Source organism: Bacillus sp. 7_6_55CFAA_CT2 (assembly GCF_000238655.1).
GTDB classification, from domain to species: Bacteria; Bacillota; Bacilli; order Bacillales; family Bacillaceae_G; genus Bacillus_A; species Bacillus_A cereus.
The window spans coordinates 274,052-296,409 of sequence record NZ_JH414708.1 but is presented as its reverse complement, the minus strand read 5'-3'; the positions used below and the strand labels follow the sequence as shown (position 1 = coordinate 296,409).

Below are 22,358 nucleotides of genomic sequence, written 5' to 3'. Positions count from 1 at the left end.
TGTAACAGGCCGGATTCCCGTCTAAGTCTACTCTTGAATACAAAATTCAATTTCGGTTAGCAACTCCAAGGTGTTCTTCACATATACCGCCTCATCAGGCTCTCACCGTCCCTGACTCGCTTTGGATTATAGTATATACTACTTTTCCTTATCATCGTCTTTCATTTTGTTAAACTAAAATTAATGTACTACATTCGAGAGAAAGATGCAAGGTGTCGGAAAATATATGAGCGATTTTTGTAATATATCGACTTACCGACAGTGTCCGACAACCAATCCAATAAAAAAATTGCCGGAATGAATCCGGCAATTTTCTAATTACTTACGTAACTCCGCACCGAATTTCGCTTCTACCGTTGTTAGTACACGGTTATGTGCTTCTGTTACTTCTTCGTCTGTTAATGTACGTTCTGCATCGAAGTAAGTCATAGAGAATGCAAGTGATTTCTTGCCTTCTTCCATTTTTTCACCTTCGTATAAGTCGAATAGTGTTACGTCTTTCAGAAGTTCTCCGCCAGCTTCAGCAATGACTTGCTTCATTTCACCAGCTTTTGTTTCTTTTGTTACTACAACAGCCATGTCACGTGTCATAGATGGGAAACGTGGAATTGCTGAGTAGTAAGTTTCCTCAGCGTCTGCACCGAATACTTTTACAAGAGATAATTCAAATACGAATGTATTTTTCACATCTAATTGTTTTTCTGCTTCTGGGTGCAATTGACCGATGAAACCAATTACTTCGCCATCTAATACGATGTCAGCTGTACGGCCTGGGTGCATACCTTCACGTTTTGCTGGTGCATATGTGATTTGATTTGAAACGCCAAGCACGTCGAATAGTCCTTCTAGTACACCTTTCACAACGAAGAAGTCTACTACTTTCTTCTCACCTTGCCATGCATGGTGAAGAGCAAGGCCTGTCATAACACCTGCAAGATGTTGTTCTTCTTTCGGAAGTTCTCCTGCTTCTGTCGGTAAGAAGATAGAACCTACTTCGTATAAAGCAACGCTGTCGTTTTTACGAGCGACATTGTATGAAACTGCTTCTAGTAATTGCGGTACTAAGCTTAAACGAAGTTGGCTACGTTCTTCACTCATTGGAAGTGCAAGACCTACAGGCGCCTTTTCGTTTGGCTCAACCATATATTGTTTCGCTTTGTCAGCGCTTGTTAATGAATACGTAATTGCTTCATATAAACCAGCACCCTCTAAGAAGCGGCGTACTTTACGACGTTTCGTTTGTGCTGATGTTAATTTACCACGAGTCATCGTTCCAGAAGGTAATGTAACTGGAATGTGGTCATAACCGTATAGACGGCCCACTTCTTCTACTAAGTCTTCTGAAATTGTAATATCAGGACGACGTGCTGGTACATTTACATGGAATGTTCCTTCTACTTCTGTAAATGGGAATTTCAAGTTTGTGAACATTGTACCCATTTCACTCGCAGAAATATTTGTACCTAATACACGGTTTACTTTTTCAGCAGTAACAGATACTGTACGCTCTTGTACTTGTAAGTTGTCAGCTTCTACTACACCTTCAAGTGCTTCACCGCCAGCATATTTCGCCATTAAAGCAGCTGCGTGTTGAATTGCTTCAAATGTACGTGTTGGATCGATTCCTTTTTCGAAACGTGCACTTGATTCACTACGAAGACCTAAGTCTTTTGATGTACGACGTACTGTTTGACCTGCAAAGTATGCAGACTCAATTAGAACGTTTACTGTCTCATTTGTAACTTCAGAATCCGCCCCGCCCATTACACCAGCAACAGCTAAAGCTTTCGTGCCGTTTGTAATTACAAGATGGTGGCTTTGTAATGTACGCTCTTGATCATCTAACGTTTCAATTTTTTCGCCTTCTTTTGCAAGACGAACAACGATTTCTTTTGAACCTAATTTATCGTAATCGAATGCATGTAACGGTTGACCGTATTCCATTAAAATGTAGTTTGTAATATCAACTACGTTGCTAATTGGACGAATGCCAGCTGCCATAAGACGAGTTTGCATCCACATTGGTGACGGACCAATCTTTACGTTTTTAACCATTTTTGCAATGTATAATGGGTTTTCTTCTTTCGCTTCTACGCTTACAGAAATATAATCAGAAGTTTTTTCTGCTGTTTCTTGTAAGTCGATAGCTGGAAGTTTTACTTCACGGCCATAAATAGCAGCTACTTCGTAAGCAACACCTAACATGTTTAAGCAATCTGCACGGTTTGGTGTTAAGCCAAGCTCAAGTACTTCATCGTGTAAGTTTAAAATTTCAAGTGCATCTGCACCAACTTCAGCGTCACTTGGGAAGATGAAGATACCATCTGCGTATTCTTTTGAAACTAACTTTCCATCAATACCAAGCTCTTGAAGAGCACAAACCATACCGTGAGAAGCTTCACCGCGTAGTTTTGCTTTTTTGATTTTGAAGTTACCAGGAAGTACAGCTCCAACTTTTGCAACTGGTACTTTTAAACCTTTTGCAATGTTAGCAGCTCCACAAATAATTTGAACTGGCTCTTCTTCACCGATATCGATTAAGCATTTGCTTAATTTATCAGCTTCTGGGTGTTTTTCACATTCTAATACGTGACCAACTACAACACCTTTTACACCTTTATTTAATACTTCAACGCCTTCTACTTCAATACCACTTTTCGTGATTTTGTCTGCTAGTTCTTGTGCTGTTACATCTTTAATATCTACATACTCTTGTAACCAACGATATGATACGAACATATTTATCCTCTCCTTCCCTTACGCTCGTTTGAATTGTTGTAAGAAACGTACATCATTTGTATAGAAATGACGAATGTCATCTACTCCGTATTTCAACATTGCGATACGCTCTGCGCCCATACCGAATGCGAAACCTTGATATTCTTTTGAATCATAACCAGCCATTTCAAGTACGTTCGGGTGAACCATACCTGCGCCTAGAATTTCAATCCAGCCAGTTCCTTTACAAGTGCCGCAACCTTTGCCGTGACACATCATACAAGAAATATCCATCTCTACAGATGGCTCTGTGAATGGGAAGAAACTTGGACGAAGACGGATTTCACGATCTTCACCGAACATCTTTTTCACGAATACTTGCAGTGTACCTTTTAAGTCACTCATACGAATGTTTTTATCAATTACAAGACCTTCAATTTGCATGAACTGATGTGAATGCGTCGCATCGTCGTCATCACGGCGATACACTTTACCAGGACAAATAATTTTGATTGGGCCTTTTTCTTTATTATTTTCCATCGTACGTGCTTGCACAGAAGATGTATGTGTACGTAGTAACGTTTCTTCTGTAATGTAGAATGTATCTTGCATATCACGCGCTGGGTGATCTTTCGGTAAGTTTAGTGCTTCGAAGTTGTAGTAGTCTTTTTCTACTTCTGTTCCTTCAGCTACTTCATAACCCATACCGATGAATACATCTTCAATTTGCTCAACAACAGCTGTTAACGGATGGTGACAACCTGTTTCAACAGGACGACCTGGCAGTGTAACATCGATTGTTTCAGTAGCTAATTTCGCTTCGATTACTGCTTTTTCTAAGTTACTAATTTTGTCATCTAAACGCGTTTGAATCGCTTCACGCACTTCATTTACTAATGCTCCCATACGTGGACGCTCTTCTGCTGACAATTTTCCCATGCCGCGTAATACTTCTGTAATTGGGCCTTTTTTTCCTAAATACGCTACGCGTACGTCGTTTAAGCCCTTTAGCTCTTTCGCTTCTTCAATAAGCTCTAACGCTTTTTGCTTTAGCTCTTTTAAACGTGCTTCCATTTTGGAACCCTCCTAATTTTAAAAATAAAAAAACCTCGCTCCCAAAAAGGGACGAGGTAAATTCGCGGTACCACCCTAAATTGACAGAACAAGTCTGCCCACTCATTAGTTATAACGATCAATTCTGACCGGAACGCCTTTACATATACATGGTCCTGGCGTCAACTCCAGAGGTGAATTCACTTCCGTCTACCATAAGAATGCTTTCAGTCTACGGCACTCTCTCCCTATATAGCGATTTTGTAAGTTACTCTTCTCTATCAACGTTTTTCGTTATTTAACTTTTAATATAATGTACTTCAACTTATTATAAGAAGTTTTTTATTTGTTCGCAACCGGGCTTTGCAAATAATACGTTAAAATCCCTGCTGCAACCGCAACATTTAATGATTCTGCCCCGCCGTAAATCGGAATATACAAGTTTTGATCCGTTTTTGCAAGAATTTCTTGGCGTACGCCATTTCCTTCATTTCCTACAATTAATGCAAAACTGCCAGCCGGCGTTACTTCACCATACGGAACTCCATTTTCAAGAGCTGTTCCATATACAGGAACGTTGTTTTCTTTTAACTTATCTACCCATTCTTCTAAGTTCCCTTTTACAATTGGTAAGTGGAAAATAGAGCCTTGTGTAGAGCGGAGTACTTTACTATTGTAAACATCAACACAACCTTCTCCAAGCACAACGGCGTGAATACCAGCTGCATCAGCTGTACGAATAATTGTTCCTAAATTACCTGGGTCTTGCAGGCCATCTAATAAAAGGAATTTCCCATCAGTAAGAGCTACTTCTTTCTCATGCTTCTCACAAACAGCAAATACACCTTGTGTCGTTTCTGTTTCACGAAGTATTTTGACAATCGCCTCAGGTACGATATACATTTCCACATCATTAACTGTCCAATCTTTCGGAAGGTCTGTCTGATCTGAAACGATAAGTTCTGTTACAATTCCTGCCTTCAAAGCTTCCTCGACTAAGTGGAATCCTTCTACAAAAAATAAACCTTTTTTATCGCGTTCTTTTTTCGTTTGCAGCTTTTTCCACTGCTTTACACGCGGATTTTGTACTGAATCAATGTTTTTCATAATATGTATTTCCCTCTCTTCTTGTCTTATCATTATAGCCTATTTTTCATACATATTTACATAAAAAAGAACAAAAACTAACGTCAGTTTCAATTCTGAAGAAGAGGTGAAAGCAATGAGTTTTAATTTACGCGGTGCCGTATTAGCGAATGTATCTGGAAATTCACAAGATCAATTACAAGAAACAATCGTCGATGCAATTCAAAGCGGTGAAGAAAAAATGCTTCCAGGTCTTGGCGTTTTATTTGAAGTCATTTGGAAAAACGCTGATGAAAATGAAAAGCACGAAATGTTAGAAACACTAGAGCAAGGATTAAAAAAATAAGTAATTTGAAAATCACCTTTGCATAAGCTAAGGTGATTTTTTTGCAGAAAAATTTTTTCTTCTCCTAAACATTTCTACTTTACTAACGAACTATGATGGAGTACAATGTTCAAAATACATTTAAACCGATCGATTTTTCTTCATATACACCATAAGATAAAAGGAGTGAATGTTTTATGCACCGTATTACGCTTGAACAAATTTTTAAACACCACATTACACAAAAATACGTAAACCGTTCTGGAATGGTCCACGCGATCGCTGTCGCTTACCATGCGTTTCACCTAGCCAAAAAGCATCACGCCTCAGTCGATGCTGCCACAAAAGCTGGCTTCCTTCATGATATCGGACATCATACGTGGTACACAGGCGGCGAATGGGATTATGACTTATATAAAAAGAATGATATCCATGCAATTAAAGGTGCTGAAAGAGCACATAAATTACTTATTAGATTAGGAGAACATCCAAAACTAGCAAAAGAAATTTCTATTGCAATTCTTCTTCATACAGATTCTTTCTTAGTGGAACAAGAAATTGAAAGAACATCGCTTCAAAATATTATTAAATGGGCAGATGAAGCAGATGAAGAACCGGGCGGAGCGCATCATTATCGAACAATTTCTTATGAAAAAGCACTTAAAGCAATTCAGCAATTAGATCGATTGGTAGAGCGTGAATTGCAAATAGAGCAAGCAAAATTGAATAACAAGACAGAACATAGTTATCAATGAGAAAGAGGCATCACTACAGGGTGATACCTCTTTTATTATTTTATGGAAAATACACCTTTATATGTAATATTTAAATATTACGCCTGAAAACAAAATACCTTATAATTAAATATACAAATATAAAGAGGTGATTCTACATATGCAACCCGCTACACAACTTTCTAATGAACAGAAATACTCTATGTCATGGGGACAATTTATTAGCTCCGTTGTATTCGCTTTTTTCGGAACCGGACTTATTACTGTGTTCCTCGCAATGCCCTTAACAATTTATACAGCCGGTCTTACAGATAAAAAACAAATTGCCCTGTATGAATCTATCGTAAATACTGCAAGTATTGCATTACAGCTAGCCGTGTTGTTATTCTTCATTTTTAAATTCGAACCCGCAAAAAAATTACTACTACAATCATTTAACTTTAGAGCACTGAGAGAATGGCGTACATACGTATACTTACTTCTTTTCTTCGCTATAAACATTTTACTCAATTACATCTTGTTAAATTATGTGTTCCAAGACGCAACAAAGCAGCAATCTTCCGCACTAAACTTAGATGTCTTTAAGCAGTATCAAATATTATTACTTCTCGGCTTTGCAATACTCACACCAATTTTTGAAGAGCTTATTTTCCGTGGCTTTATACTTCGCTTTTTCTCAGAACGCTTCCCATTTTGGATTGCAGCGATTATAACAAGCTTCTTCTTCGGTATCGCTCATACATACTCACTTGGCGTAATGGTCATTACTTTCTTCATGGGATTATTAATGGCTATTTTATGTAAAAAAACAAAATCCATTATTCCAGCTATGTTATTTCATATTATGAATAATTTGTTGGCATTCTTGAATTAGAAAGAGGTATCCTCACGATACCTCTTTTATTAATTCGTATGATCACTTCTCATCTCTATCAATTTATACATATTTATTAATAATATCCAAAATAAACCTCATGTAGTAAAATATAACTTAATTCATATAAAGGAGTTTACATATGTTCAGTGTTATTTGGATGCTTTTCACGCCACTTCTCTTACTATGCGGGATTGCTGGTGGTATTTTTTTAATAGTAACAGGAATTAAATATCGGAAATTACTAGTTGGTTTAATGGGGCTACTTAGCCTATCCTTTGTCACACTACCTTTTGTTTTTTTAAGTATAGGAATTAATATGGATACAATCTTCCCCATTCCAACTGCTCTTTACTGGACCCTATTTTCTTTAACTGGATTATTAGCAGGGATAAGTGGATTCCAAGCAAAAATTAAAAGTATACGTAATATGGGATTCATTATTTTTATCGCTGGTATATTAGGAGTTATCTTCTGGGTACTCATGTCTGTAGGTGATTGATTCTATATATAACTTTTTTCGAAACCCACAAATCGGAGGTAATACAGAAGTGTTCGGAATATTAATTTGGATGATTTTAGCTTTTACTTTAATGTTATGCGAATTCATCGTCGGTATTTTTTTAATTATTTCTGGTATGAAATGTCGTAAATCATTTACTATTATAGCTGGTTTCATTAGCATATCTCTTATCGTTGTTCCTATCATTTGTATAGGTTATGGAATAGATTTAGAGGGGATGATTCCAATTTCAGGAACTTTATATTGGGGTCTCTTCTCTTTAGCTGGACTATTAGCTATTATAAGCGGCAGACAAATATCAAGTATTCGTGCTATGGGAACAATTTTGTTTATAACAGGGCTATGCTCCGTAGCTGGTTACCAGCTTTTATATTTAACTGCATAAAGAACACAAAAAAGCAGGGAATTTAATTCCCTGCTTTTCTATTTGGTTTATTGCCTGATGGTAAGAAGAACGATAACACCCAAGCGATACCTGCTAGTATCGTTGCGATTAAGAAGGCATCGTTAATACCGTTAATTGCAGATAGCTTTGAAATTTGTCCATATAATAGTTGTGTGCTCATCGCGTCTCCTGCTTGAGCTGATCCAGCTAAGGCCGCTAAACTTTGCCCCATGCCGTGTATTTTATCAACTAAAATTGGGTTTGATGTTGTTAACATGTTGCCGTAATCTGCTACGTGAGCAGTCGTTTGTTGCGTCATAAGTGTAATTAAAATCGCTGTTCCGATTGAACCCGCTACTTGTCTTGACGTATTTTGCGTTGCTGTACCGTGAGAAATTAATTTCATCGGCAGCGCGTTCATACCAGCCGTCATAATTGGCATCATAATGAATGACATACCAATTGAACGTATAATATAATCCGTCATAATAACGCTATACGGTGTATCCATCGATAATTTTGTAAATTCATATGTCGCATACGTCGTAATTGCCAATCCAATTATCGCTAATGGACGAATGCCATATTTATCGAATAATTTACCCGCTACTGGTCCCATGATCCCCATAATTAATGATCCTGGAAGAAGTAGTAAACCAGATTCAATTGGCGTAAAGCCACGAATGTTTTGCAGATATACTGGAAGCAATAACATACCTCCGAATAATGCCATCGTAACGATTGCGTTAATTACTAAAGTGAAAGTAAATACTGGATATTTAAATACTTGTAAATCAAGCATTTTATTGTCCGTTGTTAACTCTCTCCAAATAAATAACGCTAAACCAATTACACCAATGATAAGTGAAATAACAACTTCTGCACTAGTCCAACTATTATTTCCAGCTTCACTAAATCCGTACAATAAGCTTCCTAGTCCAATACTTGAACTAACCACACCGAATATATCTAATTTCGTTTTAGACACTGGCTGAGCTAGTGTAAAGAATTTTAAAGATAGGAACGTAATAATTAAACCGATAATAAACATCGCATAGAACATTAAGTTCCAGCTATAGTTTTCAATTACCCAACCTGTTACAGTTGGTCCGATAGCTGGAGCTAAAATCATCGCTACACCTAGTAATCCCATCGCCGCTCCGCGTTTATGAGGCGGGAATAACGTCATGAAGATATTCATACCAACCGGCATTAAAATACCCGCACCAACCGCTTGAATTACACGGCCCGTCATCATCATTGTAAAGTTTCCTGAAGTAGCACAAATGATAGATCCTACCGTAAAGAATAACATTGCTGCTACGAATAATTTACGATACGTAAATCGTGAAACTAAAAAGGCACTAATCGGTACTAAAATACCATTTACAAGCATGAAGCCTGTAATTAACCATTGTGCTGTTGAAGTTGATACGTTAAATTCATTCATTAACGGAGGTAATGCAACGTTAATAATTGTTTGGTTTAAAATAGAAACGAACATGCCGAGAATTAATACAGCTACAACTGCTTTTACGTTCACATTCTCTACAGGCGTAGACATTTGTTTTTTCGGCACTTCTTTTTCTTGTTTTACTTCTTCTTGCTTTCCTGTTTCTAACTCAACTACATTAGAAATTTCCGCTTCTTGCTTTCGTTCAATTTCTTTCTCTTCTGTTTCAACTTTACTTATTTCTATTTTACTTACGGCTGGGACTTGTTCTTCTCCCATTTTCGTTTTTTTCTTTCGTAAAAGACGATTTACAAGGAAGAAGACGATTATACAAAATAGTGCATATCCTGCAATTACAATTGAGGACATCTCATCTCCCCCTTACTTATGAATACGAACTGTCACATTCATGCCAGGAACAATATTTACTGATTTGCTATGATCTAAAGAAATTTTAACTGGTACTACTTGTGTTACTTTCGTATAGTTCGCTGTTGCGTTGCTTGATGGCAACATAGAGAATGTATTCGCTGTTGTTAAGCCAACTTGTTCTACTTTTCCTGTTAACGTTGTATCTGGGTATGCATCTACATACACATCTACATCTTGACCTTTTTGAACATCATCAACATCTGTTTCTTCAATGTTTGCTGTTACCCATAAATTGTTCATATCGAATGCGTAAGCAATCGGGCTACCAGCTCCAACGAAAGCATTTGTTGTTGCGTTTGATTGTACAACCGTTGCATTTTGTGGAATTGTTACATCTACTGTTTGTTCTCCATTAGCTGCCGCTACAGTAACAGTACCTAGTTTATCGTTCTCATTATAATTTTTTCCTACTTCAGCTTTCCAGTCAGTTAGTTTACCTGCTACTGGTGAAGCAACCGGAATTACCTTCCCATCAATCTTTGCATTGTCTGTTTTTAAGTAATTTTCCGTTTGGTTGTAATAGTAATAACCGCCAATACCGCCGCCAACTAGTACAATTAATGTGATAATGTTGATAATTACCATTCTTCGAAACTGATTCATTGCATTCCTCTCCTTATATCGCATATAATTTTTTTCTAAACTATTTATGTCCTTATTGTTTAGATTGTTTAATTGTTAATTATATTAACCTTTTAACAAAAAAATCACACCATCTGCAGCGTAAATCGAAATTTATCTACCTGCGAGCGGTGCTGATTTCTGAAGGACTATCGTTTATAATTATAAATAATTATTTTGAATCTACAACCGACAATTTACGTATGAAATGTCGCTTAAACAACAATATAATACCAATATGTTGTTTAAGTATAGAAAATTAAACGAGGAGAAGAAAAATGTCTATTAAAAATACAAATGATCCACGTGTAAAGCGAACGAGACAACTCATTCAGGATGCTTTTGTCGCTTTAGTAGGCGAAAAAGGCTTTGAAAATGTAACTGTGCAACATATCGCAGAACGCGCTCCTGTAAATCGCGCTACATTTTATAGCCATTACCATGATAAATATGACCTATTAGACAAAAGTATTGAAGAAATGTTAGAGAAGCTAGCAGAAGTAATTAAACCGAAAAATAGAAATAAAGAAGATTTTCAACTTACATTTGATTCACCTCACCCTACATTTTTGGCTTTATTCGAACATATCGCAGAAAATGTAAACTTTTATAACGTTATGCTTGGGGATAAAGCTGCCGGAAACTACTCTTATAAAATGATGAAAACAATACAAGTGCATTTAACATTAAGCTTGTCTATTTCACAACCAGATGATGAAGATCTTATGGTTCCTCGTGATATTTTGATTAGTTATGTTACAGGGGCTCACATCGGAATGATTATGTCATGGTTAAAAAGAGGAATGATATATACTCCGCATTTTATGGCGATGCAATTAACTCGTTTAATTATTTTAGGCGCTCATACTGCAGCAGGATTAGAACGGCCTTTTTAAAACATAAAAAAAGCGAAGGAGAATCTCCTTCGCTTTTTCTATTAATTAAATGTAATGTTATGTACAGCCTCTTTATCAAGACGTTTAATAACTTCTACAATTAACTTCACTGCATTTTCATAATCATCACGGTGTAACATTGCCGCATGAGAATGGATATAGCGCGTTGCAATTGTAATTGCCATAGAAGGAATACCATTTACAGCAATGTGAATCGCACCCGCATCCGTTCCTCCGCCCGCTACTGAATCATATTGATACGGGATTTGTAATTCATCAGCAACATCAACTACGAAATCACGTAAACCTGTATGTCCAATAACAGAAGCATCATATAAAATGATTTGTGGTCCATCGCCCATTTTACTTTGCGCTTCTTTTGACGTTACACCCGGTGTATCTCCAGCGATACCAACATCTACTGCGAACGCGATATCTGGTTTAATATAATTCGCAGATGTTTTTGCCCCACGAAGACCAACTTCTTCTTGTACAGTTCCAACGCCGTATACCACGTTTGGATGCTTTTCACCTTTTAATTGTTTTAATACGTCAATTGCAATTGCACAACCAATTCGGTTATCCCATGCTTTTGCAAGTAACATTTTTTCATTCTTCATCACTTGGAATTCAAAGTAAGGTACAACTTGATCTCCTGGTCGTACGCCCCACTCCATTGCTTCTTCTTGGCTAGAAGCACCGATATCGATGAACATGTCTTTAATTTCAACTGGCTTTTTACGAGCTTCTGGAGGTAAAATGTGCGGTGGTTTTGAACCAATTACACCTGTTACATCTCCTTTACGCGTTACAATCGTCACGCGTTGCGCAAGCATAACTTGTGACCACCAGCCACCAACCGTTTGGAAGCGAAGGAAACCTTTGTCATCGATTTGTGTAATCATAAATCCAACTTCATCCAAATGACCTGCAACCATAATTTTTGGGCCGTTTTCTTCCCCTACTTTTTTTGCAACTAAACTCCCTAAATTATCAGTAGAAAGTTCGTCCGCAAACGGCTCGATATATTTCTTCATTACTTCACGTGGTTCACGTTCGTTACCAGCAATACCACGTGCGTCCGTTAATTCTTTTAGCATTGTCAATGTCGCGTCTAATTTTGTCATTGCCAACACCCTCCTTTTTCTTCAGTCAATTCATTATACAATAATTAAATTGAAATATTCAAAAATTAAATTAGTATCCTTGTGTTTGACGCTGATGATTTACTTCATTTTTATCTAAATATGCTTTTTCAATCTCTTCTTGCTCAAATTCAAGTGCTTGTCCAAGTCGAAGATAGCTCGTAAATAATTCAATATAGTTTGTAATAGATGGTTGATCTGTAAAACGAATTACTTTCGCATATGTGTCTAAGAAAATTTCCACTTGTGTTTTATTCGTTTGTGCACATTTATAGAATAGGAAGTTTTTATCAATACCTAAATCAATTCCGATTGATAAAATAAAATGCAAACCATCTACGTATTCTTCTAATATTACTTCACGTTCCGATGCTGGTTTGTTGCTCCAATATTTAAAACAACGTGTTTCATTTGCAAGTTCTCCAATTTCTACAAGAAGAGCTAACATTTTTTCTTTTAACAATTTTTTCGGTTGTAAGTCATGTTCTTTTGCAATACGGTCATCTAATTCTTTTTGTAATTTAAATAGTTGTAGTAAGTCCATTCTATTGTCCTCCTCCAACATCGCATTTTACGCAACAATGTTGTTTCATCTCAAAGTTCATTATTATGTTTCAGTTCTTATGAATAAGTCAGCTATCTAACTCTTTATAAAATAGCTTGTCCTTAATTTACAAATACGTTTCAGTCATCGCTCTTAAATTGTTCATCTGATGAAAGTTCCATATCATCTTTCCATTATAGCAGTGTCGTTTCGGCTAGGAAAGATACTCTTCTTTCCAAACGAGCAGAATTGAAAAAAGCCAGGAGTATTCTCCTGACTTCATATGTATATTCTTCTATACTGCTATAACTTTTATATTGATTTTGTCATATTGATAACGACATAGTCGTTAATCTTTAGAATTTCTTTCACTTCTAACTTCTATTTGAATACAAATAAAAAAACCTTAGAAGAAAATTCTTCTAAGGTTTCAACTAATTAATTAGTTAATGTTGTTTTTTGCAACTGTTGCTAATTCAGCGAAAGCTTTTTCGTCATGAACAGCTAAGTCAGCAAGCATCTTGCGGTTAACTTCGATGCCAGCATTTTTAAGACCGTGCATTAAGCGGCTGTAAGAAAGACCATTCATACGAGCTGCTGCGTTGATACGTGTAATCCATAATTTACGGAAGTCACGTTTCTTTTGACGGCGGTCACGGAATGCATACATTAGAGATTTCATAACCTGTTGGTTAGCAACCTTGAATAATGTATTTTTTGAACCGTAGTAACCTTTTGCTAATTTAATTACTTTTTTACGACGTTGACGAGTAACTGTACCACCTTTTACTCTTGGCATAATATTACCTCCTAATTGTTCTATATATCAGCCGAACTTATTTTAAGTTGTCAAGCATTTGACGAATGCGTTTGAAGTCACCAGCGCTTACTACACCAGCTTTACGTAGTTTACGTTTAGCTTTTGTAGATTTGTTAGCGAATAAATGGCTTGTGTAAGCGTGAGAACGTTTCAGTTTACCTGATCCAGTCTTTTTGAAACGCTTTGCAGCGCCGCGATGAGTTTTTTGTTTAGGCATAGGTATTTCCTCCTCTATCTATTACTTATCGTTTTTCGGTGCTAAAACTAAGAACATACTGCGTCCTTCCATTTTAGGCTTAGATTCAACTGTACTAACTTCAGCACAAGCTTCTGAGAAGCGATCTAAAACACGTTGACCGATTTCTTTATGAGTAATGGCACGTCCTTTAAAGCGAATTGACGCTTTAACCTTGTCGCCTTTCTCTAAAAACTTGATAGCATTACGAAGTTTTGTGTTAAAGTCGTGTTCATCAATTGTTGGACTTAAACGAACTTCTTTCATGCTAATTACTTTTTGATTTTTGCGCTGCTCTTTTTCTTTCTTCTGTTGCTCAAAGCGGAATTTACCGTAGTCCATAATGCGGCATACTGGCGGTTTCGCATTTGGAGCAACTAATACTAAATCAAGATTAAGATTTGCAGCTAAGTCTAAAGCGTCATTACGAGACTTGATTCCAAGTTGATCGCCATTTGCGCCAACTAAACGTACTTCACGTGCACGAATTTGCTCGTTAATCATCATATCCTTGCTAATAGTAAGCCACCTCCAAGGTTTTCTCAGAACATATTTTGTAGTCATAGAACCCGAACAAAAAAAGTGCGGGCATACGACACCCACACTTGTAAAATCTTAAGTAAGAAATACATTTACCTGTTAACTGCGAATGCGTCCATCAGGTGAGAAGCGGGTGCTTCTACTTGTTCCACAAAACAATATTCTATTATCCTTGATGAGTTTATCATAGGACATGACGTCTGTCAAGAAGACGCGATGTGTTTTACTAACAACAAGAAATATTGTAACAAACAACTAACATACTTGCAATACTTTTTTATGATAAGTGTCACATGGTTATTTTTTCTAATTTCTCTCGAGTATATTACATAAAAAAGCCGCGGTATACCGCGGCTTTTTCTTATCGTTTTCCTTCTACTTTAATCATGTCAACAAAAGCATCTAATGCGATTGTTTCTGATTTTTGTTCACCATATTTACGTACGTTTACGCCGTTTTCAGTTACTTCATTGTCACCTACTACAAGCATGTACGGAATTTTTTGCATTTGTGCTTCACGGATTTTGTAACCTATCTTCTCTTCACGAGTGTCTAATTCAACACGGATACCAGCACGACGCAATTCGTCTTGTACTTTTTTCGCATAGTCTAAATGTACTTGCGGAGAAACTGGAATTACTTGTACTTGAACTGGAGCTAACCATGTTGGGAATGCACCTTTGTATTCTTCAATTAAGAAGGCTACAAAACGTTCCATAGTTGATACAACACCACGGTGAATTACAACTGGACGATGTTGTTTACCGTCTTCACCAACGTATGATAATTCAAAGCGTTCTGGAAGTAAGAAGTCTAATTGTACAGTTGAAAGTGTTTCGTCTTTTCCAAGAGCAGTACGAACTTGAACATCAAGTTTTGGACCGTAGAATGCCGCTTCACCTTCAGCTTCATAGTAATCAAGACCCATTTCATCCATAGCTTCTTTTAACATACCTTGTGCTTTTTCCCACATCTCATCATCCGCATAATACTTTTTAGTATCTGCTGGGTCGCGGTAAGATAGACGGAATGAGTAGTTCTCTAAACCGAAATCTTTGTACACTTCTAGAGTTAAGTTTACAACACGTTTTAACTCTTCTTTAATTTGATCTGGACGAACGAAAATGTGCGCATCGTTTAAAGTCATTCCGCGTACACGTTGTAATCCAGATAACGCACCTGACATTTCATAACGGTGCATTGTTCCAAGTTCTGCAATACGGATTGGTAATTCACGGTAGCTGTGAATATCATTTTTATAAACCATCATATGATGAGGACAGTTCATTGGACGAAGAACTAATTCTTCGTTATCCATTTCCATTGATGGGAACATGCCATCACGGTAGTGGTTCCAGTGACCAGAAGTTTCATAAAGCTCTCTGCTCCCTAGTACTGGAGTATATACGTGATCATAGCCTAAGCTTGCTTCTTTATCAACGATGTAACGCTCGATAATGCGGCGGATTGTTGCACCTTTTGGTAACCAAAGTGGTAAACCTTGTCCTACTTTTTGGCTATTAGTAAATAGTTTTAATTCTTTACCTAATTTACGGTGATCGCGCTCTTTCGCTTCTTCAAGCATACGTAAGTGCTCATCTAATTCTGCTTTCTTAACGAATGCAGTACCGTAAATACGTTGTAGCATTTTATTATTGCTATCGCCGCGCCAGTAAGCACCTGCAACGCTTAATAATTTAAACACTTTAATTTTCCCTGTAGATGGAAGGTGAACACCACGACAAAGGTCGAAAAATTCGCCTTGCTCATAGATTGAAATAACTGCATCTTCTGGAAGATCGTTAATTAAATCTAATTTTAACTCATCGCCGATTTCTTCAAAGCGACGAATTGCTTCTGCACGTGGTACTTCATGACGAACGATTTCTAAGTTCTCGTTCACGATTTTTTGCATTTCTTTTTCGATTTTCTTGAAGTCTTCAACTGTAATTGCTTCTTCCATATCAATATCGTAGTAGAAGCCATTTTCAATTACTGGACCAATGCCAAGCTCAACCTTAACATCTTTATATAAACGTTTTAACGCTTGTGCTAAAAGGTGGGCTGTTGAATGGCGTAAAATATATAGGCCATCTTCAGAATCTAATGTAATGATAGAAACTGCACCATCTTCTTCGATTGGTGTAACAAGATCGATCATCTCATCGTTTAATTTTCCAGCTACAGCTTTTTTCTTTAAGCCTGGGCTAATAGAAGCTGCGATTTCTTCAGTTGTTACGCCTTTTGGAAACTCCTTCACAGCTCCATCAGGGAAAGTAATTTTAACTACATCTGCCATCACTGGTCACTCCTCTTTTTCTCAAAATAAAAAACACTCATCCCGTAAAAAGGGACGAGTGTTGAATTCGTGGTTCCACCCTTGTTCCAATTAACATAATTGTTAATTGCTCAAGTTCAACATAACGGTGTTGTCCGTTAGCAATTACTAGAAAAACCGTTCACTGCTAAAGTTTAGAGGTGGTAAGTAATAATCCCGTACTAGGAAGCTCACACCCTAAGGCTTCCCTCTCTGAAAATCGTAGAAAACTACTCATGTCCTCATCATGACATTTCAATATATTTCATTTATGTAGGTAATTATATGCTCAAAAACTTAGAAAATCAAGGGCGTTACCTTTATTTTTTAAATTTTTCACATTGCGCTCAAAATCATGTAATCCATGTAATTGGACCCGTTCTTGGAACACATTTCGCAAAGTAATAATCATATTATGGTCTTGTTCTTTCGTATATAAATAAATCTTTTTAGGCGAAATAGAAAGAAGCGGCGCAATTACTTTCGTATCAATATATACATCATTTTGCTTTAATAATTCCTCATCTATATATTGGACCAACTTCTCCTGTTTTAAACGTCTACCTTTATCATCATAAAAGATAAAGCTTTCATCAAAAATAAGATGCACGCAAGACAAACGTGATTTACGGCTACTTACTTGTTGCCGAAGCGTCTCAATGAACATTTGGTATTCTTGCTCCATCTTATATTCATCAATTGCCACTTCCGCAAGTTTAGCCACCATTTCCCTATATGTACGAAGACGAAAACGGATATATGATGAAAACGAGAATGAGAGCGGATCACAAAGCCAATTATTTAAAGAAGACTTAATATATGACTCAAATGCGTTACGCGTTAAATCCTGAGCTACACCTTTTCTTCTTCCCTTTAAAATCTCATGTGCCATGTGCAATATTTGATGACACTCTTCTTGTTCTTCATAAAAAAACTTTTCTTTTAAAATCGTATAAATCCACTCATTTTGTTTCACATTCACAATGAAATACACCATTACTGGCAATAAGATTTTTTCAATATAATTCGATTCACGTACTGGTATGTGAATCACCACTTTTTGTTCCTGTAAATACACACTCGTTTCCTTATATAACACTTCCGCTCTTTTCAGCAATTGTCTATATACGTGCATAGCATCATTTTTTTCTTCGAAGCAAATTTCAATCACTTTTGTCCCCCCTTTTATCCCCGCTCTAAAGGACTGTATCTATACGTTACAAATCCTATAAGAGTCCGTCCCGCGTGAATTTCACTCTTAGTAGAATCACATTTCCTATCGTTAGAAAATCCACTCAATATGGCTTGCTAATTTTATATATATTAAGGGAGGGAGAAAAAAATGATACAAGCTACTATGAATTTTTATTGTATACTTTACTTATCAATAAAAGGGGGTATCTGAATGTTTGAATATAAATTCGTAAAAGTCGAATTACATTGGGGGTTCACTCGCTCAAAACCAGCTGAAGACTACCAAGAAATTATTCAAGAACATGCTAGAGATGGCTGGAGGTTCGTACAGATTGTTGCCCCTACGATTGGCAGTTCTGGACAACCTGAATATTTCGACCTCATATTTGAAAAGAAAATATCACTATAATACAAAAGAGCAAGCTTCTCAGCTTGCTCTTTTACTTATGACGACGGTTTTTCCCACCAATTGGAATTGGTTTCGCTAAATATTTAATTCGCTCCATAATACGTGCTGCCTTCATTTCTTCAGCCTCACCACGCTGCGTATACGTTAAATGGTGTTCCAGTTGTTTAAAATCAAAATTAGACGTAAAGAACGTCGGTAAGTTTTCTAACATACGGAATTGCAAGATTGCACCAAGCACATCGTCACGCACAAAGCTTGACATCGCTTCTGCCCCGATATCGTCTAACATTAAAACTTGTACGCGTTTAACCGCATCAATCTTTTCACCAATCGAATTATCTTGAATTGAACTTTTAATTTCACGTAAAAATTCCGGGAAGTATACGAGCATCGAACTTATTTTCTTTCGAGCAAGCTCGTTCGCTATTGCTCCTAAAAGGTACGTTTTTCCTACACCAAATTTACCGTACAAATATAAACCTTGTGCTTTTTTACCTGGTTCATATGTACTTAAAAATTCATTCGCTGCACCAATTGCATCGATACGTGCATTTAAATCAGAAGGGTCTAAGTTTTCCATAGTTGCCTGCAAAATATCCGTTGGCATATATACACTTTGAACGAGTTTTTCATATTTCTTTCTCTCGTCATGCGCTACTTTTCTAACGCAGCGATCGTATTGAATATCAATCATCTTCCCTTGAATAACAAGCTTTGGCTCATAACCTTGTAGCATATTTTTACATGAACCTAAATCCGGACAATCCACGCAACCTACACTTTGTCCAATATATTCATATAACTTCACAAGACTGCGCTCAATCATAGAAGTCGTTACTTCACCCTTATGTTCGTCTATAAATTCTTTCACACGCGGATGCGCCATTACTTCTGCCTTTAGTACTTCATATCTATTTTTAAAGTTTTCATTTTCCATTAATTTTGCAAATGAATTTTGAATATGCTCCATTTTCTCACCTCAAAGAGCGTTCATTCTCTTCTATTAATCACGCTTATATTTTTTTAACACTTCTTCTAGTCGTTTTCTTTCATCTTCTAGCGTACTTGCATCTTTTTCTACATTTATATCTTTCTTCTCTGTTTCTTTCTCTTGTTCTTTCGGCTCTTCTTCCTTAAGCCAATCTGGCACCATTTCTTTCCGCACCGTTTTCTTCGCCGTACGGCCTTTTTTCTTCGTCTCAGCCCACTCTTGATATTGACGGTTCTCTTCTTTCGCTAACGCCATCGCGTCCGCTACTGTACCGACCTTTTTACGTGCCCAATGCCCAGCAATCTTCTCGACATACGTTTTCGCAAGTTTCATATCTGAGCGTAGCATAACGTAATAAATAAGTACATTCACAACTCCTGGTGTCAATTTTTGATTAATCATAACATCTTCAACGATCTGCAAGTCCGCTTTCGTTGCCTCTGCACCACCAGAAATCTCTTTCAATAGTTGTTTTGGCGAGATTTCCTCTAGCTGCTTTATTAACATCTCCTCTTGCGATGAAGGCTCTTTCTCTTTCATCGTACGTGCAGCATGAGGCTGTACTCTTTCACTTAATACCGGTAATGCTTGACCATTTTCAAATTGATACCAATCGCGCGCTCCTTTTCTAAGCCTTTCCGTATCAATTGTTTGCATCTCTGTCACTGCACCAAGAACGATATTTTGCATCGATAACACATCTACACCATACACGTAAGCAAGTGTTATAACGCAGTCTCTCACTTGATCTGTAATCGCCTTTTTAGGAACAAGAGCGGACAATCCATCTACAAATAAAGAGAAATCAAAGAAATCATTCCAAACTTTCGGAGCGTCTCCCTTCTCGTTACTTGGCATAGTTGTCGTTTTTGGAATACGAAGGTCTTCTTGCGCATGCTCCAGCTGTCCTGGATTAAACGAACCAAACACATCATTGAAAGAACGCGTAACATTTTCATAAGAAATAAAATCAAATTCTTCTTCTAAGAAATATTGCTTTACTTGATTATATTTTGTCCGGCTCAATCGATTGTATAAAAAGATACTTAAAACAATATCATCAAAAAACTGCTTCGGAGATAAAGGTGGTTGCAACTCATATATGAACATTCGAATATCTTTTTCTTTCTTAATATATACCTTCAATAACCCAATTGCCTCTAACTTTACTCGTTCCTCATATATTTCAGGAAGTTGCATTTGCATAGTCACCATAAGGGAATGATGCGTATTCTCTTTTCCAAATACACGATCTTGCTCTAGCTCTCCCCATAGTGTCATGTATAAGCTAAAAGCTCTACTACCTATTAACGGCTGATACAACATCGTTAACACTTTTCGGTCGTAATTGTGCAGTAGCCCTTTCGCACTTACTTTATAACGATCAATCGGCAATAGCTCCATCCATGACTGTTTTTCCATTCTTGCTTTTCCTTTCTCTCATCCAATCTATCCTCTACTTCATACGTTCTATCTTTATTATATAAATTCTTAGTGAAAAAGAGCTATTAGCTTGCGCTTCTAGCTCTCTTATCCTATTACTTACGGTATGTAAAGAGAATAAAATACAACTTCTACTCTCTTTCTTTTTGCAGTATATCTTTTAATTCTTCAATAAATACATTTAAATCTTTAAATTGACGATATACAGAAGCAAAACGTACGTAAGCAACATCATCAATATCGCGAAGTTCTTCCATGACAATTTCACCAATCATATCACTTTTCACTTCTGATATACCTAAATTACGCAGTTCACGTTCCACGCTTTGTGTTACTTCTTCTAATTGTCTTAAAGATACTGGTCTTTTTTCACACGCTTTAATTAAACCACGTAGAATCTTTTCTTTATTAAACTCTTCTCGTGTGCCTTCTTTTTTTACAACGATAAGAGGTGACTCTTCTACCCTTTCAAAGGTCGTAAAGCGACTTAAGCAGCTTTCACACTCTCTCCTTCTTCGAATAGAGCGCCCCTCGTCTACCGGACGCGAATCTAACACTCTTGTACCATTATGAGAACAGGATGGACAACGCAATACATTCACTCCTTTACACTATACTCTTTATTTTTCTCTACTCACTTCACCTAAAATATATATACAATATTATATAACTCATTCTAACTCTCTTACCACTTTAAGTTTCAGCGCATCACTTTATCATCTCATCCTTAAAAATAAGATGGTATATAGAGCACTACCTCATTTGCAAGAATCCAATTTATTCAACTAACGAGTACGTTATATTTTTCCTTTTTTATAAACTAAAAAAGAGGTGCATTATACACCTCTTTACATTTTAAATCAATTATGTTCTTTTTTAAAGAGCTTTTGTTTCTCTCTGCTTAATTTCGAAGCTACCAGTGCCTCGAGGAAGCTCGATGCTCTCACGCGTTTTCGCGTTTAAACCTTCTGCAATATATTCTGCAGCAACATTTGGATCAATACGATCCCCACAAGTATAAACATCAATACTTGCGTAACCGTGCTCCGGAAAGCTATGAATTGTTAAATGTGATTCCGAGATAATTACTACTCCACTTACACCTTGTGGTGCAAATTTATGGAAAGCAACCTCACGCACTTCAGCACCAGCTTTTAGTGCTGCATCCACAAATAATTGTTCAATATACGGCATGTCATTCAGTTTGTCGAAATCGCAATCCCAAAGTTCAGCAATCACGTGACGACCCATCGTATCCATAGTATCCATTCTACAGTTCCCCCTTGTAAATTTATTCTAACTGTTCGAATTGAAAACTAATTTGCAATTTGGCTTGCTCCACTACCACGGGGGAAAGTTAGTCCAGAGAGGTCCTAACCCTTTAAGTAGTGACTACGTACCTCAGCTCTTAAGTTTACGAGTGTTAGTATACTTTGTTTATTTTCATTTTGCAACAACAGTTTTTTCGATTTTCTGTCATATTTTCCTCTTTACTTTTCCCTAAAAAAAATAAATGATTCACAAATACAGTAATCACAACGTTTCGTGGTATGTCCACTTTCGAAAATATACTCCTATAATTTTTACCTTTTTAGAAAAAATAAAAAAAGAGGGCAAATA

General features: G+C 36.9%; 23 protein-coding genes and 4 other annotated features (1 of these 27 cut by a window edge). Of the genes, 7 read left to right on the top strand and 16 right to left on the bottom strand.

Annotated elements, in window-relative coordinates:
• Positions 1-164 (bottom strand) — a binding site (T-box leader); it reaches 88 nt to the left of the window's first position.
• A gap of 154 nt (positions 165-318) precedes the next feature.
• The 3 genes from pheT to HMPREF1014_RS01650 all read right to left on the bottom strand — a co-directional run bounded on the left by pheT (position 319) and on the right by HMPREF1014_RS01650 (position 4,911).
• Complete coding sequence (gene pheT / locus HMPREF1014_RS01660; protein ID WP_000498185.1) at positions 319-2,739, bottom strand: phenylalanine--tRNA ligase subunit beta; 2,421 nt, start codon at positions 2,737-2,739, stop codon at positions 319-321.
• Between the two features lie 18 nt (positions 2,740-2,757).
• On the bottom strand, positions 2,758-3,792 hold the full coding sequence (gene pheS, locus HMPREF1014_RS01655) for a phenylalanine--tRNA ligase subunit alpha (protein WP_000388219.1): 1,035 nt from the start codon (positions 3,790-3,792) through the stop codon (positions 2,758-2,760).
• 44 nt (positions 3,793-3,836) lie between these two features.
• Positions 3,837-4,065 (bottom strand) — a binding site (T-box leader).
• Positions 4,066-4,113: 48 nt separating this feature from the next.
• Positions 4,114-4,911, bottom strand: a complete 798-nt coding sequence (locus tag HMPREF1014_RS01650; protein WP_001986644.1) for a TrmH family RNA methyltransferase — start codon at positions 4,909-4,911, stop codon at positions 4,114-4,116.
• A gap of 82 nt (positions 4,912-4,993) precedes the next feature.
• Here HMPREF1014_RS01650 and sspI point away from each other — a divergent pair, with 82 nt between their 5' ends.
• The 5 genes from sspI (at position 4,994) to HMPREF1014_RS01625 (ending at position 7,698) form a co-directional block, all read left to right on the top strand.
• A complete protein-coding gene (gene sspI, locus HMPREF1014_RS01645) occupies positions 4,994-5,203 on the top strand; it encodes a small acid-soluble spore protein SspI (RefSeq protein ID WP_000009509.1) in 210 nt (69 codons plus the stop codon).
• Positions 5,204-5,379: 176 nt separating this feature from the next.
• Positions 5,380-5,937, top strand: a complete 558-nt coding sequence (locus HMPREF1014_RS01640; RefSeq protein WP_000554786.1) for an HD domain-containing protein — start codon at positions 5,380-5,382, stop codon at positions 5,935-5,937.
• Between the two features lie 139 nt (positions 5,938-6,076).
• Positions 6,077-6,790, top strand: a complete 714-nt coding sequence (locus HMPREF1014_RS01635; RefSeq protein WP_001182120.1) for a CPBP family intramembrane glutamic endopeptidase — start codon at positions 6,077-6,079, stop codon at positions 6,788-6,790.
• A gap of 142 nt (positions 6,791-6,932) precedes the next feature.
• Complete coding sequence (locus HMPREF1014_RS01630; protein ID WP_000493174.1) at positions 6,933-7,292, top strand: hypothetical protein; 360 nt, start codon at positions 6,933-6,935, stop codon at positions 7,290-7,292.
• A 49-nt stretch (positions 7,293-7,341) separates the two neighbouring features.
• Positions 7,342-7,698 (top strand): hypothetical protein, encoded by a 357-nt coding sequence (locus tag HMPREF1014_RS01625; protein WP_009326389.1) that lies wholly within the window; start codon positions 7,342-7,344, stop codon positions 7,696-7,698.
• 22 nt (positions 7,699-7,720) lie between these two features.
• Here HMPREF1014_RS01625 and HMPREF1014_RS01620 read toward each other — a convergent pair whose 3' ends face one another.
• Both HMPREF1014_RS01620 and HMPREF1014_RS01615 read right to left on the bottom strand, forming a co-directional pair.
• Positions 7,721-9,520, bottom strand: a complete 1,800-nt coding sequence (locus tag HMPREF1014_RS01620) for a DHA2 family efflux MFS transporter permease subunit (protein WP_000095269.1) — start codon at positions 9,518-9,520, stop codon at positions 7,721-7,723.
• A gap of 12 nt (positions 9,521-9,532) precedes the next feature.
• Entirely contained in the window at positions 9,533-10,186 is a 654-nt protein-coding gene (locus HMPREF1014_RS01615) for an HlyD family secretion protein (protein WP_001071419.1), read from the bottom strand.
• 296 nt (positions 10,187-10,482) lie between these two features.
• Here HMPREF1014_RS01615 and HMPREF1014_RS01610 point away from each other — a divergent pair, with 296 nt between their 5' ends.
• The gene (locus tag HMPREF1014_RS01610; protein WP_000023661.1) at positions 10,483-11,100 is read left to right on the top strand and encodes a TetR/AcrR family transcriptional regulator; all 618 of its coding nucleotides are present in this window, start codon (positions 10,483-10,485) and stop codon (positions 11,098-11,100) included.
• Between the two features lie 41 nt (positions 11,101-11,141).
• Here HMPREF1014_RS01610 and HMPREF1014_RS01605 read toward each other — a convergent pair whose 3' ends face one another.
• The 7 genes from HMPREF1014_RS01605 to ytxC all read right to left on the bottom strand — a co-directional run bounded on the left by HMPREF1014_RS01605 (position 11,142) and on the right by ytxC (position 17,872).
• On the bottom strand, positions 11,142-12,227 hold the full coding sequence (locus HMPREF1014_RS01605; RefSeq protein ID WP_000163557.1) for a M42 family metallopeptidase: 1,086 nt from the start codon (positions 12,225-12,227) through the stop codon (positions 11,142-11,144).
• Positions 12,228-12,297: 70 nt separating this feature from the next.
• Positions 12,298-12,789 carry a dUTP diphosphatase gene (locus HMPREF1014_RS01600; protein WP_000365050.1) on the bottom strand — a complete coding sequence of 164 codons (492 nt, stop codon included), beginning with the start codon at positions 12,787-12,789 and terminating at the stop codon, positions 12,298-12,300.
• A 442-nt stretch (positions 12,790-13,231) separates the two neighbouring features.
• The gene (gene rplT, locus HMPREF1014_RS01595) at positions 13,232-13,588 is read right to left on the bottom strand and encodes a 50S ribosomal protein L20 (RefSeq protein WP_001138362.1); all 357 of its coding nucleotides are present in this window, start codon (positions 13,586-13,588) and stop codon (positions 13,232-13,234) included.
• Positions 13,589-13,625: 37 nt separating this feature from the next.
• A complete protein-coding gene (gene rpmI / locus HMPREF1014_RS01590; protein WP_001125945.1) occupies positions 13,626-13,826 on the bottom strand; it encodes a 50S ribosomal protein L35 in 201 nt (66 codons plus the stop codon).
• Between the two features lie 21 nt (positions 13,827-13,847).
• Positions 13,848-14,351 (bottom strand): translation initiation factor IF-3, encoded by a 504-nt coding sequence (gene infC, locus HMPREF1014_RS01585; protein WP_000973215.1) that lies wholly within the window; start codon positions 14,349-14,351, stop codon positions 13,848-13,850.
• Between the two features lie 63 nt (positions 14,352-14,414).
• Positions 14,415-14,535: a sequence feature (ribosomal protein L20 leader region), on the bottom strand.
• 210 nt (positions 14,536-14,745) lie between these two features.
• Complete coding sequence (thrS, locus tag HMPREF1014_RS01580; protein WP_000786083.1) at positions 14,746-16,683, bottom strand: threonine--tRNA ligase; 1,938 nt, start codon at positions 16,681-16,683, stop codon at positions 14,746-14,748.
• A gap of 47 nt (positions 16,684-16,730) precedes the next feature.
• Positions 16,731-16,959 (bottom strand) — a binding site (T-box leader).
• 31 nt (positions 16,960-16,990) lie between these two features.
• Complete coding sequence (gene ytxC, locus HMPREF1014_RS01575; protein WP_000569629.1) at positions 16,991-17,872, bottom strand: putative sporulation protein YtxC; 882 nt, start codon at positions 17,870-17,872, stop codon at positions 16,991-16,993.
• 234 nt (positions 17,873-18,106) lie between these two features.
• Here ytxC and HMPREF1014_RS01570 point away from each other — a divergent pair, with 234 nt between their 5' ends.
• Positions 18,107-18,304 (top strand): DUF4177 domain-containing protein, encoded by a 198-nt coding sequence (locus HMPREF1014_RS01570; RefSeq protein WP_000464457.1) that lies wholly within the window; start codon positions 18,107-18,109, stop codon positions 18,302-18,304.
• Between the two features lie 31 nt (positions 18,305-18,335).
• On the opposite strand, the gene dnaI is transcribed toward HMPREF1014_RS01570, so the two are convergent.
• From dnaI to speD, 4 genes are all read right to left on the bottom strand, one after another.
• A complete protein-coding gene (gene dnaI / locus HMPREF1014_RS01565; RefSeq protein WP_000400104.1) occupies positions 18,336-19,274 on the bottom strand; it encodes a primosomal protein DnaI in 939 nt (312 codons plus the stop codon).
• A 33-nt stretch (positions 19,275-19,307) separates the two neighbouring features.
• Positions 19,308-20,717, bottom strand: a complete 1,410-nt coding sequence (locus HMPREF1014_RS01560) for a replication initiation and membrane attachment family protein (protein ID WP_000415034.1) — start codon at positions 20,715-20,717, stop codon at positions 19,308-19,310.
• A gap of 152 nt (positions 20,718-20,869) precedes the next feature.
• Positions 20,870-21,331, bottom strand: coding sequence for a transcriptional regulator NrdR (gene nrdR / locus HMPREF1014_RS01555; protein WP_001203687.1), 462 nt, complete (start codon positions 21,329-21,331; stop codon positions 20,870-20,872).
• Positions 21,332-21,614: 283 nt separating this feature from the next.
• A complete protein-coding gene (gene speD / locus HMPREF1014_RS01550; protein ID WP_098413228.1) occupies positions 21,615-21,998 on the bottom strand; it encodes an adenosylmethionine decarboxylase in 384 nt (127 codons plus the stop codon).
• Positions 21,999-22,358: the final 360 nt, after the last annotated feature.

Excerpts from the sequence above, each read along its gene's own strand:
- dnaI (WP_000400104.1), bottom strand. The coding sequence starts at position 19,274 with ATGGAGCATATTCAAAATTCATTTGCAAAATTAATGGAAAATGAAAAC.
- rplT (WP_001138362.1), bottom strand. The coding sequence starts at position 13,588 with ATGCCAAGAGTAAAAGGTGGTACAGTTACTCGTCAACGTCGTAAAAAA.
- HMPREF1014_RS01605 (WP_000163557.1), bottom strand. The coding sequence starts at position 12,227 with ATGACAAAATTAGACGCGACATTGACAATGCTAAAAGAATTAACGGAC.
- thrS (WP_000786083.1), bottom strand. The coding sequence starts at position 16,683 with ATGGCAGATGTAGTTAAAATTACTTTCCCTGATGGAGCTGTGAAGGAG.
- HMPREF1014_RS01650 (WP_001986644.1), bottom strand. The coding sequence starts at position 4,911 with ATGATAAGACAAGAAGAGAGGGAAATACATATTATGAAAAACATTGAT.
- HMPREF1014_RS01570 (WP_000464457.1), top strand. The coding sequence starts at position 18,107 with ATGTTTGAATATAAATTCGTAAAAGTCGAATTACATTGGGGGTTCACT.
- rpmI (WP_001125945.1), bottom strand. The coding sequence starts at position 13,826 with ATGCCTAAACAAAAAACTCATCGCGGCGCTGCAAAGCGTTTCAAAAAG.
- HMPREF1014_RS01620 (WP_000095269.1), bottom strand. The coding sequence starts at position 9,520 with ATGTCCTCAATTGTAATTGCAGGATATGCACTATTTTGTATAATCGTC.
- HMPREF1014_RS01610 (WP_000023661.1), top strand. The coding sequence starts at position 10,483 with ATGTCTATTAAAAATACAAATGATCCACGTGTAAAGCGAACGAGACAA.
- HMPREF1014_RS01630 (WP_000493174.1), top strand. The coding sequence starts at position 6,933 with ATGTTCAGTGTTATTTGGATGCTTTTCACGCCACTTCTCTTACTATGC.
- sspI (WP_000009509.1), top strand. The coding sequence starts at position 4,994 with ATGAGTTTTAATTTACGCGGTGCCGTATTAGCGAATGTATCTGGAAAT.
- HMPREF1014_RS01615 (WP_001071419.1), bottom strand. The coding sequence starts at position 10,186 with ATGAATCAGTTTCGAAGAATGGTAATTATCAACATTATCACATTAATT.
- infC (WP_000973215.1), bottom strand. The coding sequence starts at position 14,351 with ATGATGATTAACGAGCAAATTCGTGCACGTGAAGTACGTTTAGTTGGC.
- HMPREF1014_RS01600 (WP_000365050.1), bottom strand. The coding sequence starts at position 12,789 with ATGGACTTACTACAACTATTTAAATTACAAAAAGAATTAGATGACCGT.
- pheT (WP_000498185.1), bottom strand. The coding sequence starts at position 2,739 with ATGTTCGTATCATATCGTTGGTTACAAGAGTATGTAGATATTAAAGAT.
- HMPREF1014_RS01560 (WP_000415034.1), bottom strand. The coding sequence starts at position 20,717 with ATGGAAAAACAGTCATGGATGGAGCTATTGCCGATTGATCGTTATAAA.
- HMPREF1014_RS01635 (WP_001182120.1), top strand. The coding sequence starts at position 6,077 with ATGCAACCCGCTACACAACTTTCTAATGAACAGAAATACTCTATGTCA.
- HMPREF1014_RS01640 (WP_000554786.1), top strand. The coding sequence starts at position 5,380 with ATGCACCGTATTACGCTTGAACAAATTTTTAAACACCACATTACACAA.
- pheS (WP_000388219.1), bottom strand. The coding sequence starts at position 3,792 with ATGGAAGCACGTTTAAAAGAGCTAAAGCAAAAAGCGTTAGAGCTTATT.
- speD (WP_098413228.1), bottom strand. The coding sequence starts at position 21,998 with ATGGATACGATGGGTCGTCACGTGATTGCTGAACTTTGGGATTGCGAT.